At 69.5% G+C, this 15,016-nt stretch carries 11 protein-coding genes; 2 read left to right on the top strand and 9 right to left on the bottom strand.

All coding sequences use genetic code 11. The features are described from left to right. From KLK06_RS34085 to KLK06_RS34050, 8 genes are all read right to left on the bottom strand, one after another. Positions 1-2,295 carry a type IV secretion system protein gene (locus KLK06_RS34085; RefSeq protein WP_214639706.1) on the bottom strand — a complete coding sequence of 765 codons (2,295 nt, stop codon included), beginning with the start codon at positions 2,293-2,295 and terminating at the stop codon, positions 1-3. Beyond that, on the bottom strand, positions 2,292-4,772 hold the full coding sequence (locus tag KLK06_RS34080) for an ATP-binding protein (protein WP_214639705.1): 2,481 nt from the start codon (positions 4,770-4,772) through the stop codon (positions 2,292-2,294). Before KLK06_RS34080 ends, KLK06_RS34085 begins: the two co-directional genes overlap by 4 nt. Positions 4,773-4,819: 47 nt before the next feature. Next, entirely contained in the window at positions 4,820-7,771 is a 2,952-nt protein-coding gene (locus tag KLK06_RS34075; RefSeq protein ID WP_214639704.1) for a TcpE family conjugal transfer membrane protein, read from the bottom strand. 56 nt (positions 7,772-7,827) lie between these two features. Then, positions 7,828-8,082: a hypothetical protein gene (locus KLK06_RS34070; protein WP_250906473.1), complete on the bottom strand. Its 255-nt coding sequence runs from the start codon at positions 8,080-8,082 to the stop codon at positions 7,828-7,830. Between the two features lie 72 nt (positions 8,083-8,154). Then, positions 8,155-8,907 carry a conjugal transfer protein gene (locus KLK06_RS34065; protein ID WP_308168566.1) on the bottom strand — a complete coding sequence of 251 codons (753 nt, stop codon included), beginning with the start codon at positions 8,905-8,907 and terminating at the stop codon, positions 8,155-8,157. Positions 8,908-9,535: 628 nt separating this feature from the next. Next, on the bottom strand, positions 9,536-9,835 hold the full coding sequence (locus tag KLK06_RS34060; RefSeq protein ID WP_214639700.1) for a hypothetical protein: 300 nt from the start codon (positions 9,833-9,835) through the stop codon (positions 9,536-9,538). A gap of 84 nt (positions 9,836-9,919) precedes the next feature. Continuing rightward, entirely contained in the window at positions 9,920-10,996 is a 1,077-nt protein-coding gene (gene ychF / locus KLK06_RS34055) for a redox-regulated ATPase YchF (protein ID WP_214639699.1), read from the bottom strand. A gap of 11 nt (positions 10,997-11,007) precedes the next feature. Next, positions 11,008-11,781: a hypothetical protein gene (locus KLK06_RS34050; protein ID WP_214639697.1), complete on the bottom strand. Its 774-nt coding sequence runs from the start codon at positions 11,779-11,781 to the stop codon at positions 11,008-11,010. A 164-nt stretch (positions 11,782-11,945) separates the two neighbouring features. Between KLK06_RS34050 and KLK06_RS34045 the strand changes: the two genes are divergently transcribed. Continuing rightward, positions 11,946-13,148, top strand: a complete 1,203-nt coding sequence (locus tag KLK06_RS34045; protein ID WP_214639872.1) for a DNA recombination protein RmuC — start codon at positions 11,946-11,948, stop codon at positions 13,146-13,148. Positions 13,149-13,161: 13 nt separating this feature from the next. Next, the gene (locus KLK06_RS34040) at positions 13,162-13,671 is read left to right on the top strand and encodes a DUF6542 domain-containing protein (protein ID WP_214639696.1); all 510 of its coding nucleotides are present in this window, start codon (positions 13,162-13,164) and stop codon (positions 13,669-13,671) included. A gap of 286 nt (positions 13,672-13,957) precedes the next feature. Here the strand turns inward: KLK06_RS34040 and KLK06_RS34035 are convergent, their stop codons facing one another. After that, positions 13,958-14,923, bottom strand: coding sequence for a 4-hydroxy-3-methylbut-2-enyl diphosphate reductase (locus KLK06_RS34035; RefSeq protein WP_214639695.1), 966 nt, complete (start codon positions 14,921-14,923; stop codon positions 13,958-13,960). Between the last annotated feature and the right edge of the window lie 93 nt (positions 14,924-15,016).

Raw genomic sequence — 15,016 nt, 5'->3', positions numbered from 1 at the left:
TCAGTCCCTGTCCGGGCTGCTGGGCTTGAGCCAGAACGGCACGGACGGCTCGTCACCACCGGAGCCGCTGCCGCGGCGACCGCTCGGCAACCAGAGCGGCGGCGCCTCGGAGGAGCGGCTCGTCGGCTCGTCGGCCGGGCGACGCGAACCCGAACCACCACCGCCACCGAACATCCCGCCACCCGACGAACCACGACTCGCCGGCCGAGCCCCGCCCGAACTGCCGGAACCACCCGAACCACCCGAGCCCCCGGAACGACCTGAGCCGCCCAGCCAGGACCCACCCGACCCGGAACCGCCCGATCGAGACCCGCCCGACCCGCCTGATCCGCCGAACCGGGTGCCGCCCGACCTGGTGCCACCGGAGCCGCCCGAGCCACCGCGTGCAGCCCAGCCGCCCCCGGAACGCCCGCCGAACCAGCCACCTCCACCGCTCGCGCCACTCCCGGCGCCGGCAGCGGAACCACCTGACGAGCCGCCCGACGGGCCACCCGACGCCCGTGCCCCGCCGGCCGCCGGAGTGCCACGGGTACGGGTCGGCGTGCCGCTCAGGTTGAGCGGCGGCGCGGCCCCGGCACGCGGCGCCGGCACCTGCCTGCCCGCGGCCTTCCCGCCCTGCTGGTCAGTGTTCAGTGGCGCGGCCGTGGCGGGCACCCGGGTGCCGGACGCCGCCGTGCCCTCCGCGCCCTCCTGCCCGCGGGCCCGGCCCTGGGCGACCGTGGACGCGGCCGCCGCGGTGCCCGCCGAAGCGCCCATCGCGGCCGCCTGGATGAGCGGCTCGGCCTTGCGCGCGCCCCAGCGGCCGATCCTGGCCGCCGCCACCGGCGGCAGCGCCGAGGACGACCGCTCCAGTACGGACGAGCTCGCGGCGTCGCCGAGCATCCGGGTGGTCAGCGTGTGCCCGTTCATCGAGGCGAACAGGTGCTGGAACGGCCGCCGGTAGAAGAACACCGCGATCGTCAGCAACGCCATGAACAGGATCTGCAACCCCCACGGCATGGCGGTCGAGATGATCAGCGCGTAGCCGTACACCAGCACGCCGAGCACGAGCGCGAGCACGGCCTGCCGGAGCAGCGTGCCGATCAGCATCTCCACCCACCGCATGGCGATGATCCGCCCGCTGCCCGGATGCACGCCGATCAGCAGGAACACCGGCCCGAGTATGAGCAGCAGCAGGAAGCCGACCTTCAGCACCAGCAGCGAGACCGCGACCAGGAAGATGAGCACCCCGGCGACCAGAGCGGCGATCAGCGCGCCGATGGCCACGCCGAGCCTGCTGGTCCAATCTCGGCCAGAGAAGATCATGTAGCGCGAGTCGTTCTTGAGTTTCTCCGCGATCTCAGCGTATTTTGCCTGGTGAGCGCCGACGTCTGGAGCCGGTTGATTGACCGTCGCGGCCGGGATCGACTGGGTCTCCAGCATCGTACGGCCGAAGTCGCGCACGATCGGCTGGTTGGGGTCGGCCGTGCCGAACAGGCCCATCAGCCACGGCTTGCAGACCAGCGTGGACCACAGCGCCTCGGCGTTCTGGTCGACTCCGGGCGTGCCGGTCTGGCCGTAGCCGCCTGCCTTGACCTGCGGGTTCGTCTGGCCGGGGCCGGGCAGGCAGGAGGCGCCGCCCGCACCGGGCAGGCCGGAGAAGGCGGAGTTGACCACCTCGCCGGTCTTGTCCGTGACGATCTTGCCGAGGCCGGTGAAGTCGCCGGGCCTGCTGAAGAACCAGGTCGCGACCGTGACCGCGAGCACCATCCAGATCACGCCTTCGGCGGTGGTGGTGGCCCGCTTGCGGATCAGCCCGTACCAGGCCAGCCAGATGGCGCCGATGATGACCAGAGGCCGGAGCAACGGCCAGTACATGGCGTTCGACAGGTTCACCACGATGTCGTCGACCACGTCCTTGATGGACTGGAGCGGTCCTTCCGTGGCGGCGGCCTGGTAGGTGGTGATGGTCACCCGGTCGATCGCCTTGGCCCACAGGAAGATCGTGTTGGCCCAGGTGTTGCCGAGCACCGCGGCGAAGTCGGAGCAGCCCAGGTCGTACGTGTGCCAGAACTGGCCGCTCATGCCGAACTGGGCGTAGTTGGTGGTCGGCGCGACCGGGCCGCCCTCGGGCACGGGCGGCATCATCATGCCGTCGGAGCCGCTGCCGATCACCTCGGGAGCGAGCGCGCCGGACAGGTCACAGGGCGCCGCGGCACTGGCGGGTGAGAGCGCGCCCACCACGATCGGCACCACGAGGATGCTCACGAGCAGCGCCAAAGCGAGCGCGAAACGTCTGGGTAGCCGGAACTTCATGACCGCACCTCCTGCGCTCTGCTGCCCACTCCCCCTTGACGATCATGATGCCCGTTGTCGCTGGGTTTGTCGTGTGTCGGATTCGTATCGAGCCAACGAAGCAGGTCATCGGAGATCAGGTCTACTCCGATGCGCCCCGCCCTGCCATCCAGATCGCGGAAAATGCATTCGCCGTTGCCAAGTGATCTCAGTACGGCCTTGTGCTCTTCCGACGCCTCCACCCCGAGCAGGGACATGACGTGATCGACCTCCACCCGCTCGGTGGACCTGAACGCGAAGACCGAGGACAGACAGTTGGTGACCTGTTCGTTCAGCAGGTCACCGGCGTTCTGAGAGACGAGCACCAGCGCGGTGTTGCGAGAACGACCCATGCGGCTGACCTCCGGCACCAGCTTCGCGCCCTCCGGCGTGGACGTGATCGCCCACGCCTCGTCCAGGAAGATCGCCTTCGGCGCACGGCGGTCCAGGCTGTTCATCAGCCGCCGGGCGAACTGGGAGACCAGGTAGAGCAGCGCGACCGACAGCCGCTGCTCATAGGAGTAGTCATCACGGCCCGTCGCCACGTCGGGCAGCGTCAGGCCGCCGAGCGTGAACACGGTCGTCCACCCCTCGGTGTCGACCTGGTCGCCACCTGAGGGGTCGAAGCAGAGCTTGGCCAGCCGCATCTCCGACATGGAACGGAGTACGGCGCCCAGGTTCTTGGAGGCGGCGTCCGCGGACTGCTCCAGGAACTCCACCACCTTGCCGAGCGACGGATCCACCCCGTTGGACACGGCCGCGACGGCCTGGATCATGGCCGATTCGCGTTCCTCCGACATCCGGGGCAGCAGCAGCCGCAGCGTCTCCGTGGCCATGGTCTTCTTGGCCGCGATGTCGTCGCCGAACGAGAACGGGTCGAGCAGGCCGGGCGCGGCCGAGCCGAGCGGGATGACGCGGGCCTTGCGGTCGCGCTTCTGCAGCAGTTGGACCAGCGACTCGGCGTCGCCCTTGGGGTCGATCACGGCGACGGTGACGCCGCGCAACGACATCTGGTAGATCATCAGCAGCGCGAGCGTGGTCTTGCCGCCGCCGGGCTCGCCGGTGATCGCGATGGCCGTCGGCCGGTTGCGGGTGGCCGCGACGAGCGGGTCGAAGTGCACGATGCTGCGGGCCCTGCCGACGGTCTCGCCGATGTACGGGCCGAGCCAGCCTTCGCTGCCGTCGCCCAGCCGGTCGCCCAGGTCCACGGTCGCGGTGGCCATGCCGCCGGCGATCGTCCGCAGCGGCTGCCGCTGGGCGTAGGCGTTGACCCTGACCTTCTCCCCCGGCAGCGCCTCGCAGAACAGCGAGAACTGGTCGCCGGTCGAGTTGACCACGTCGATGCCCATGTCACGGTAGTGCTCGATGACCGCTTCGACCCGCTGGACGCACATCTCCTCGGTCGGGGCCGAGACGATCAGCCGGTGCCAGCCGTACACGAAGGGCAGTCGTTCCTTCGTGATGCCGTGCTCCAGCATGCGGGCCGCGTCGATCTGCTCGGCCAGCGCGAGCGGCGCCTCCGCGCCGGCCTCGCGGATGTGGATGTCCATGTCACGCGCGTGCGCGAGCTTGCGCGCGACGTCCTTCGACGCCTTGACCGGCGGGATGAGCCGCATCCGCGACGAGACCTCGACGGGGAAGGGCAACTGGTCGGCGAAGTGCAACCACGGCTCGCCGTCCGGGAACGGCATGATGTCCGGGAAGCGGGCGAACGACAGCTGCGCGACATAGGAGTCGCCCTGCGGCTGCACGATGCGCAGCAGCGACCTGCCGTTGTGGATCTCACCCTCGACCAGCGACTCGATCTCGCCCTTGCCCCAGCGCCGCTTCGGGCTCGCCGACGGCGGCGGGTCACCGAGCGCGCCCGCGGCCGAGTGCTGGAACAGCCACGCCACCTCTACGGAGGTGGCGTGCCGGGCGTAGAGGGCGCTGGATGCGAGTGCGCGGCCCAGCCGCTCGGCCTGTTCGGTCCATCTGCCGATCTCGCTGTCCGGCACATGGTCGTCCTCGATCCCGAGCACCTTCTCCGTACGCTGATAGAAGCCGAAGAGCTGCGACAGCGCGCCGGCGCCCATCTGCTTGCCCCGGGGACCGAGGCGGACGCCGATATAGACCTCCTTGGACCAGAAGTCCTTGGCCCAGACGTGCCGGTACATCTCCTCCAGGTAGTCGCGCCAGCCCGGCCCCTCGTCGGAGGTGGCGTTGAGCGCCATCGCCCATTCGGCCGCGGGATAGGTGCGGTGCGCGACCCTCAGGTGAACCTCGGCGTCGGGCATCCTGATCGTGGCCAGCGCGATCGTGATGTTGGTGGCCAGCGCCTCACGCTCTTCGGGCGTGACGAACTCATAACTGACCGTCGGAAGGCGGAAATACGCCCATGCGGAGGTGTTGGTGAGCAGGATGCGGTCGTCGAAATAGCGGACCGCCAGGCGCTGATGCGCTCGGGACGCCCTGCTCATGCCGCCCCCTCGGCGCATGAACAAGTCAGACCTGCTCGGACGTTCACTTATCGCTCACCGATTCTCGTGCCCGGGGGGTCACTCGCCAACTCCTCTTCGCTCGGACGGACCGTCTTTGCCGCAAAGCCCGCGACCACGACCCCGGCGAGGGCGAGATAGGCCCGCCGCCCGGCCGCGCGCAACTGCCCGGGATCGACGACCCCGTCGCCACCCGGCGCCAGATCGTCTTCCCAAGGGACCCTGACGATGGCCCGGCACCTGCCGCTGGCCACCGACTCCGCCTGCTCGACATCGGCCATCGAACGCCTGCTCACGCCGTTGACCACCATGACCGCCCGCCTGCGCAGGTCCGCGCAGCCGTGCCCGTCGAGCCACTCGTACGTCATCGCCACCGCCTCCGCCGCCTCCTCACTCGCGGGGACCACCAGGACCAGCTGGTCGGCGTACGGGAGTACGCGGGCCGCGAGTGCGGCGGCCGGATCCATGACGGCCAGCTTGTAGTGCCGGTCGAGCAGGTGCATGACCTGGCCCAGCCGATGGTCGGAGAACAGCGTCCGGTCGGACAGCCGCTGCTCGGCGCCCGCGTCGGTGTCGGCGCCGATCACCTCGAGCCCCGAGGCGGTGCGTGTGGTGTAGCCCCGCATGGTCAGGTAGCCGCTGACCCGGTCGAGCCCGGACAGCAGCGAGGCCAGCGTCTCGGGGGTCTCCGGCTCGATCTTGCTGGTCAGGGTGTTGCCGCCGGTGTTGGCGTCGATGGCCACGACCCGGTCGTCGCGATACTTGGCGAAGGTGTGGCCCAGCATCAGCGCGGTCGTGCTCTGCCCGGCGCCGCCGGTGCACCCGAGCACCACGACCCGGCGACTGCCGCTGAACACCGCCCGCGCCCTGGCCTCGTCGATCTCCGACCCGTCGGTCCGCACATTGCCGCCGCCGACGACCACCTGCGCGATCCGCCGCCAGCCACCGGAGTCACGACCCACCACGGACTCGACCCGCCGCACCTTTTCGCCGGGCTTAGGCCCCGGCGCAACCTGCCTGGCCGCAGGCACCCGCCCGACCGACTCCCTCTCAACCGCCCCACTCTCGAACGTCCCGCTACGCGATGGCTCGGCCCCGGCCGCTGCCGCGCTACCAGGCTCGCCCGCGTCCGGCTCGACCCGCCCGCCCTTCGCGGGGCCGCCGTCTTGACGGACCCGCTCGTTCTTGGCAGCGCCAGCGTCTTGACCAGCCCGCCCGCTCCTGGCGGGGTCGGCATCTTGACCAGCCCGCCCGCTCCTGGCAGGGCCGCCGTCTTGACGAGCTCGCCCGCTTCTGGCAGGGCCGATTTCGTGAACGGACGCGGTGGTCGTGGGCTCGTCGCGCCCAACTGGAGCCGTCTCCGTCTCCTGACCCTCCTCGTCGCCCGTCACCGGCCGGATGAACCGCACCGGCTTGCCGTCGGGACTGACCGGCCAGAGCCGTTGCGCATCCGGCAGCACCAGCGACGGACCCTGCCTGGGCGGCTGCCCCTTCCGGTGCTGATCACGCGCCACTTCGTCCGCCCCAACCGCACGAACCTCTTCAGGACCGTCACCCTCGTCCTGCCGCGCTTCCTCACCCCGGCCCACACCCGAAGACCCGCCCGCCTCCGCTAGCTGCCCCTCCCCCATGACTCCACCAGCCGCAACATCCCGAGCCCCCGCTCCACCACCCAGCACCTCAGCGCGCGCCACCTCCGAGCGCGCTGTCTCCGAACGGGCCGTTTCAGCGCGCGCCGCCTCCGAGCCAACCGCCTCCGAGCTGTCCGCCTCAGTGCGCGCCACCTCCGAGCCGGTCTCCTCAGCGCGCGCCACTTCGGCGCGCGCCGCCTCGCTGGACGACGGGGTGTCGGCGCTCGCGGCGAGCTTGCGGAGCCGCCGTAGTGCCTCCGTGTCGATCGGCTTACCGGCCGCAGCGGGCCGGTCCTCACGTGACGCGTTACGGCCCTCCGCAGCCCCCTCCGGCGACTGCGACTCAACCGGCGTTTCTCGTACTTCCCGCGTTTCCCGTACGCCGTGCGCTTCCTGAACGGCCCGCGCCTCGTCAGCGCCCGGCACGAACCCGACCATACGGGCGACGTCAGAGACGACGCCCTCCCGAGCCGCGCCCTTCCCGCGCACGGCCGAGGACGACTCGTCGCCCCGCCCCGTGGCGCCCCGGCGCCGCTCGTCCGCCCGAGAGACCTCGTGTCCGCCCTCGTCCAGTTGTGCGGCGACCAGAGGCGTCTCCTCCGACCGTGTACCTCCCCGCGACCCCATCCCCGACGTCGACCGGGAGCCCATCGCGAGTGTCCGGTCCGGGGTCTCAGACTGACGCCCTGGTTCGGTCTGCCCGACCGCGGCCAGGTCGGGGGCGGTGCCGCGGCGCGGGGCCGAGCCCCAGCCGGGACGGGCGGGCCTGGACTCCGTGACCGGAGCCTGCGCCGCCGCCGCGGCGGCAGCCGCGACCGCAGGGCGGACCTGGCGCGGCCCGGTCACCGGCTCGGCGCCGACAGCCGGCTTGGTCCCGCCGACAGACAGTCTGGCCCCGGTGACGGACTCGGCGGCGATGGCGAGCTCGGCGCGACGCTTGCGCTGGGGCTGGCGCGCCTTGCGTGGCGCCTTGACCCGCTTGGGCGTGACCCGCCAGACGCGGCCCGCGAAGGTGATCATCTCGGGCTCGGCCGTCGGCGCCATCCGGCACCAGGCTCGCGGCTCGCCCACATAACGCAGCTGCGACTGCAGGAGCTCGGTCAGGCGCTTGTTCTCGATCACCGGACGGGTGGACAGCCAGGTGACGATGCCCGGCGGCACCAGGTAAAGCACGTGCCATGGTGCGTGAAATTGGATGCCCACGAGCATGAGAAGCAGGGACCATGGAGCCAGGACGCCGACGAACACGCCGATCCACACGATGGGGAGCGGCATCGGCAGCCGTAGGTCGTACAGCTTGTAGAGCCGCTTCTCGATTCGCCAGATATTGGTATACGTGGGCAGGTCCACGCGGTCCTCCTCTCCACCCGCTCGTACAATGACCGCCCTTGAGCGGTCTCAACCCTTTACTTGATGCCCAGTGCTCCCGCGATCGCCTTCGCCGTCACCTCGATGATGTTGGGAACGTAGAAGATCACGCCGATGGCGATGGCCAGGATGAGGAACTGGACGAACCTCGTGATCTCCCGCGTGAAGAGGAAAAAGAGGGCGACCACAGAGACGACGACGAGGAAGAGTGGGGCGAAGAAGGCCCGCAGGAAGTTGGCGAGCCCCGCGGAGTCGATCCCGGTGGGGGTGGGCGTTGGCGCCATTTCCATCATGTTGAGCACTATCGTTTTCAAGATCACTTCTTTGTCCTCCCGGGGTTACCGATCAGCAGTGCGTGAGTGCGTCTACCCAACGGCCCGACCGGCGCCGCGGATGTCATCGACGTACCATTTGTCGCCCTGCTTCTCGACGGTGAGGCGGTATGCCTGCTCCAGGCGGGCACCGGCCGCGTTGGGGTCGGTGCTACTCGGGTCGGCTGACGGGGCCGCGCCACTGGGCACGGTCCACACCACGACCACCTGGATCTCTCGAGTGGCGCCCCCCACAGGCACCACGATCTCCTTGAGCTCGGCGAAGGTGAAGGCCCCGCCGAAACTCGCGATGCTCTTGCCCGCGGCGACATAGCGCTGCAAGCCCGTCGTGTCGCCCGAGCCGTAGTTCTTGAAGAAGTCTTCCATCTGCGGTTTGAGCTCCGCGGCGACGGCGTCGTCGTTCTCGGGCTTGGCGAGCTGGGGCAGGTCGGCCCGGCCTGGCGCGGGCAGTATCGCGGGCCGGCCGGAGACGACGAACTTGCCGGCGCCGTCAGCCGAGTAGTAGATCGGGACCGACAGCATCATCCGGCGGGAGCCCGTCTGGAAGGCCACGGTGACGATCGCGTCGTTGGCGTCGCTGGCCTCGATGTCGTACGGCTGGATCGCGACGGCGGCCAGCTTGCCGTTGCCGTCCCAGCCCATCTGCTGATCCATGCCGTCGGCCAGGAACGCGGCCAGCTTGCCCGCCCTGCTCTGCGCGTCGGCCGGACTGAAATTCAGATAGACGCCGGCGAACTGGGCGGCGAACGCCATGCCACGGTCGACCGGGAATCCGTGATTGGCCACGGGCGCCTCATTCGGCGTCGCCGCGCTCCCCTGAGTAAACCTCTCAAATGGGGCACGGACCCCATTAACCACGATAACCGCGATAAGTGCCCAGAGAATGATGCGACCGGTCCACACCAACCATCGCCCGCCGGCGCCCGACCAGCCACCACGGCGCGGCCTGCGGGCAGGCGACACGTCGAAATCGGCTATGTCGTGGCGTGCCGAAAGCTCGGGGTCGCCAGGGATCCGAGGACCCTGCTGGACGGTTGACCTACGAGCCATCACGCCTCCGCTCGCGCCGATCCCCCGGGCTGGCGCGGTGTCGTCCGTTGCCGATCCCCATCATCTGCGGTAAAGCAGTCACACTACCTGCCTCCGCCATTGTTCCAGGAAAGCCACGCCCATGCTGCAGGCATCGCCGTCCATGGGCAAACCAGGTGCACATGACACGCTGGAGCGCCAACCCTTGCAATTTGCCCTGCCAAATGGGCATTTGACCAGGCCAGAGGCCGGTATTGGCATAGCCCGGCGGCCATGGATTCCTGTCCAAAGCAGCCATGGACTCTCTTTGACCTGCGGAATTGGTATAACACGCGAACGGCCGCACACCCCCTCAGGGGCCTGCGGCCTGGTGCGTGGCGCGCCCTCAGGCAGGCTCTGGGTCCTGTCCCGGGTCGTGCCGTCTCCTGCTCCGCAGATCGACCACCGTGGGCCGTACCGACCGCTCCAGCGAGCCGCGGAGGTCTTCGAGCATGGTGGCGGCGTCCTGGTCACGCATCCGGGTGGCGAGCTCTTCGCGCTCGTCCACTTTTCTGCGCAAGTACGCCTCGCGATTGACGCGCAGGCCGTACATGAGCTCGACCCGCAACAGGGCGAGCTCCTCTTCGAGGCTGATACCCGCGAGTGAAGGTGCTGGACGTCGTTTCCGGATGATGCGACGGATCATGAGGGCCCTCCCGAGTCAGCGTAAACGCTGTGACGATTCGACGCGTAGGGGCCCAAAGTGGTTGACGTCTCACCTATCCGGGAATCAGACGTTAAAGCGGAACTCCACCACGTCGCCGTCGCGCATGACGTAGTCCTTGCCCTCGATGCGGGCCTTGCCCACCGAGCGGGCGCTGGCGATGGAGCCCGCCTCGACCAGGTCGTCGAACGACACGACCTCGGCCTTGATGAAGCCGCGCTGGAAGTCGGTGTGGATCACGCCGGCGGCCTCGGGAGCGGTGGCGCCCTTGCGGATCGTCCAGGCCCTGGTCTCCTTGGGCCCGGCCGTCAGGTAGGTCTGCAGACCGAGCGTCTCGAAGCCCACCCTGGCCAGCTGCGACAGGCCGGACTCCTCCTGGCCCACCGACTGCAGCAGCTCCAGCGCCTCTTCGTCGTCGAGCTCCACCAGCTCCGACTCGATCTTGGCGTCGAGGAAGACCGCCTCGGCCGGGGCGACGAGGGTGGAGAGCTGCTCGCGGAGCGCGGAGTCGATCAGCTCGTCGGCGTCGAGGTTGAACACGTAGAGGAACGGCTTGGCCGTCAGCAGGTGGAGCTCGCGCAGCTCGTCGCGGTCGAGTCCGCTCTCGAAGATGGTCTTGCCGGTCTCGAGCACGGCCAGGGCGGCCTCGGTGGCCTCCAGCGCGACCTTCTTGTCCTTGTTGTGGCGCGCCTCCTTCTGCAGGCGCGGGATGGCCTTCTCGACCGTCTGCAGGTCGGCCATGATCAACTCGGTGTTGATGGTCTCGATGTCGCGCTTGGGGGAGATCTCGCCGTCGACGTGCGTGACGTCGGGGTCGGTGAAGACCCGGATCACCTGGCAGATCGCGTCGGTGTCGCGGATGTTGGCGAGGAACTGGTTGCCCCGCCCCTGCCCCTCCGAGGCGCCCTTGACCAGGCCCGCGATGTCGACGAACTCCACCTTGGCGGGCAGCACCTTGGCCGAGGAGAAGATCTCGGCCAGCTTGGGCAGGCGGTCGTCTGGCACGCCCACGATGCCCACGTTGGGCTCGATGGTGGCGAACGGGTAGTTCGCGGCTAGGGCGTTGCCGGTCTTGGTCAACGCGTTGAAGAGCGTGGACTTGCCGACGTTGGGCAGACCGACGATGCCAATGGAGAGACTCACGTTCGCCGAGTTTACTTGCTCACAAGACGCAGACAGGTCACGGGACGGTAGGCACCCCGAGCCTCCAGGTAGCGCTCGGAGCTGTCCGGGCAGCTTTTGGCGGACTCGGCGAAGCCGGTCACCCGGGCCCAGGCCCTCTGTGAGGCGCAGGAGACCCGGTTGATCGCCGACCTGGTCACCACGCCGGGCCCCGGCTCGGTCACGCACATTCCCTTGTCGAGCACCTTGCCGCCGGCGCCGAGGCAGATCACGGCGTCTCCGGTCAGCGTGCCGGGTGCCGCGTGGTCGAAGGTGAGCGTGTCGAGGGTGGTCGCGGGGCAGTTCGAGGGTGTACGGACGAGCGCGACGGCTCTGCCGTACCAGCCGGGCTCAGAACACGGCCGCTCGCGGCCGTCGAGCGCGACGCAGTCGCCCGGCCTGAGCACTCCCCCGCCACCACCGGGCGCGCCGGGGTGCGGATCGAGGAAGTTGCGTACGCAGGCCGCGCGCCCTCCGTCGATGCGCAGGACGTCATCGACGTCGTCGGGGCAGGCGCCGGGACCCGGCGGATCGGCGGTCACGGCGACCACCTCGGAGTCGCCGCCGTTGCACGGCGTCAGGTCGTAGCGCTCCCCGGAACCGCGCACACACGCGCCGGGCTCCCACCGCAACCCCGGCCCGGCGGCCGGGGCGGCGACGGGGCTCGCGGAGCCGGCGCGGACGACGACCGCCGCCAGCACGAGCACGCCGGCCGTCACGGCGATCGCCGCCACGAGCGGCAGCGCGCGCCGCGATCCGGTAATCATACAAGTACTGTGAGTGACGATCGAGGAGCCGCACAAGCGGAACGCCCAAGCGTGTCGGAGAGATCCACGACCGATGTCCTGCAATCATCAATGGAGTGGATAGCGATGGAGTGGATGTCGTCTCGCTTCTCATCGGCCTGGCCGTTGGGTTGACCATCGGGTTCATGATCGCCCGCACCCGGGCGGCGGTGCGGGTGGCGGAGTCGGAAGCCAGGGCCAGATCGACCGCCGACAAGCTCGTCTACGTCGAGGAGCAGCTCGCCGAGCGCTTCCAGGCCCTGTCCACCCGGGCACTCGACGTCAACAACATCCGCTTCCTGGAGCTGGCCGAGACCAGGCTGGCCGCCAGCCGCGCCGAGGCGACCGGTGACCTCGACCAGCGCAGGCAGGCGGTCGAGCATCTGGTCGAGCCGCTGAAGGACGCGCTCACGCGGGTCGAGGCGCAGCTGCGCGACACCGAGTCGGGGCAGCGGGCCGGGCGGGCCGAGCTGGCCAAGCAGATGGAGTTCGTCCGGCAGAGCAACCTGGAGCTGCGTTCGCAGACCACGGCGCTGGTCCGGGCGCTGCAACGGCCCGAGGCCCGCGGCCGGTGGGGCGAGCTGCAGCTGCGCAGGGTCGCCGAGATCGCCGGGATGCAGCGCTACTGCGACTTCGACGAGCAGGTCACCGAGGGTGCCATGCGGCCCGACATGATCGTGCGGCTGGCCGGCGGCAAGAACATCGTGATCGACTCCAAGGTGTCGCTGGCCGCCTACCTGGAGGCCGCGGAGGCGTCCGACGACTCACTGGCCTCCGTACGGCTCGACGCGCACGCCAGGCACGTACGCGAGCACGTCGACCGGCTGGCCGCCAAGGCGTACTGGCAGGGGTTCAACCCGTCGCCGGAGTTCGTGGTGCTGTTCATCCCCGGCGAGGCGTTCCTGGCGCCCGCGCTGGAGCGTGATCCGGCGCTGCTGGAGTACGCGATGACGCGCCGCGTGCACATCGCCACCCCGACCACGCTGATCACAATGCTGCGCACCGCCCAGTACGCCTGGCAGCAGGCCGCGCTGAGCGAGAACGCGCGCGCGGTGTTCGAACTGGGCAAGGAGCTGTACGAGCGGCTCTCGTCGTTGGGAAGGAATGTCGAGTCCCTGGGCAAGTCCCTGTCCCGGGCCGTCGAGGCGTACAACAAGACTGTGGGTTCCCTCGAAAGCCGCGTGCTCGTCAGCGCGCGCAAGCTGCACGATCTGGGCGTCGTCGACCGCGAGCTCGACTCTCCGGAGATGCTGGAGGGCCTGCCCAGGCCGCTGGCCTCGCCCGAACTGCTGGAAACCTCGTCTCTGATCTCGCACGCGAACGGTAAGTTGGCCAACGGGTCGCAGTAAGGGGGCGGGGGCAATGAGTGAGAAAGGCAAGCGATCGGCTGTCAGGCTGACCGCTCGCGGTGCCATCGCGCTCGCCCTGATCGCCACGCTGGCGGCCTATGTCGTGGCCGCCCTGATCAACCTGCCGATCGTGGTCGGGCCGGTGTTCGTGGTGGCGAGCCTGCTCGGTGTGCTCCTGGTCAACCCGCGCGAGCTGCTGTCGCTGGTGGTCACGCCGCCGCTGGTGTTCTTCGTGGCGACGCTCTTCGTCGAGCTGGGCCGGGCGCTCGGCTCGGTGTCGATCACACAGTCGCTCTTGCTCGGCCTGTTCAGCTCGTTGTCGCAGGGGGCGCCCTGGCTGTTCGCGGGCTCGGCGATCGTGCTCGTCGTCGCCTGGCGCCGCGGGCTGCGCGACAACGTACGCGAGCTGCGCGAGGAGCTACGGGCGGGCGCCGAGGCGCCGCGCCCGCGCCAGTCGTTCGTACCGGAGCCCGAGGGCTACTTCGAGCCCAAGGTGTACGGCACACCACGCACCGAGGACTGACCCGCGGGCTGACTGCCCAGGACCGGCCACGTCGCACGGCGGGCTGACCATCGAGAACGCATGGCGGGCCGCCCACCGAGGCCCGGCCACGCCACACGGCGCACTGCCTACCGAGGACCAGCCACACCGTGCGGCGCTGCCTACCGAGGACCGGCCACACCGTGCGGCGCCGCCTACCGAGGACCGGCCAGGCCGCACGGCGGGCCGCCTGTCGAAGGCTGGCCAGGCCGCACGGCACGCGAGGCACCGCGACCGCCCGGGGACCGGCACGGCCGCGCGGTCGGGGTCAGGAAACTCGTAGGTCCTTGCGGAGTTCGTGGGGAAGCGCGAAGCGCACGCTCTCGTGGACCGGCTCGACCTCCGCGACGTCGTCGAACCCGTGCGCGGCCAGCCGGGCGAGCACCTCGGCGACCAGCTCTTCCGGCACCGAGGCGCCGCTGGTCACGCCGACCGTGGTCACGCCGTCGAGCCACTCGTCGCGGATGAAGGTGGCGTTGTCGACCAGGTAGGACGCGTCGGCGCCGTAGTCCTTGGCCACCTCGACCAGGCGCTTGGAGTTGGAGGAGTTTTCCGACCCGACCACGATGACCAGCTGCGACTCGGCGGCGATCTCCTTCACCGCGACCTGGCGGTTCTGGGTCGCGTAGCAGATGTCGTCGCTGGGCGGGTCGATCAGCGTGGGGAAGCGCTCCTTGAGCTTGGCCACCGTCTCGTTGGTCTCGTCGACCGAGAGCGTGGTCTGCGACAGCCAGACCAGCTTGGACGGGTCCTTCACCTGGATCCGGTCGACGGAGTCGAGACCGTCGACAAGCTGGATGTGGTCGGGCGCCTCGCCGGCGGTGCCTTCGACCTCCTCGTGCCCCTCATGGCCGATCAGCAGGATGTCGTATTCCTGGCCGGCGAACCTCTTTGCCTCGTTATGCACCTTGGTAACCAGTGGGCAGGTAGCGTCGATCGTGCGCAACCCGCGCTGCTTGGCCTCGTCGTGTACGGCGGGCGAGACGCCGTGGGCCGAGAACACCACGATCTCGCCCTCAGGCACCTCGTCGGTCTCCTCGACGAAGATCGCGCCTCTGGCCTCCAGAGTCTTGACCACATGCGTGTTGTGCACGATCTGCTTACGCACGTAGACAGGCGCTCCGTATTGCTCCAGGGCTTTCTCGACCGCCACCACGGCTCGATCGACTCCGGCACAGTAGCCGCGTGGCCTGGCTACGAGGACTCGGCGGGAAGTGGGGGTCTGGGGCTCCATACTTCTTATGCTACGTGGAGCGGCCAACAGGCCCGCGCGTGCGTGGTTGCCCGCCGTTTGCCAGACTGGCCGTCCAATACAGACCTCCCAGGG

The organism is Nonomuraea sp. NEAU-A123 (genome assembly GCF_018603905.1).
GTDB lineage: Bacteria > Actinomycetota > Actinomycetes > Streptosporangiales > Streptosporangiaceae > Nonomuraea.
The sequence above is the reverse complement of the archived record's forward strand: the minus strand, read 5'-3'. Positions and strand labels throughout refer to the sequence as shown.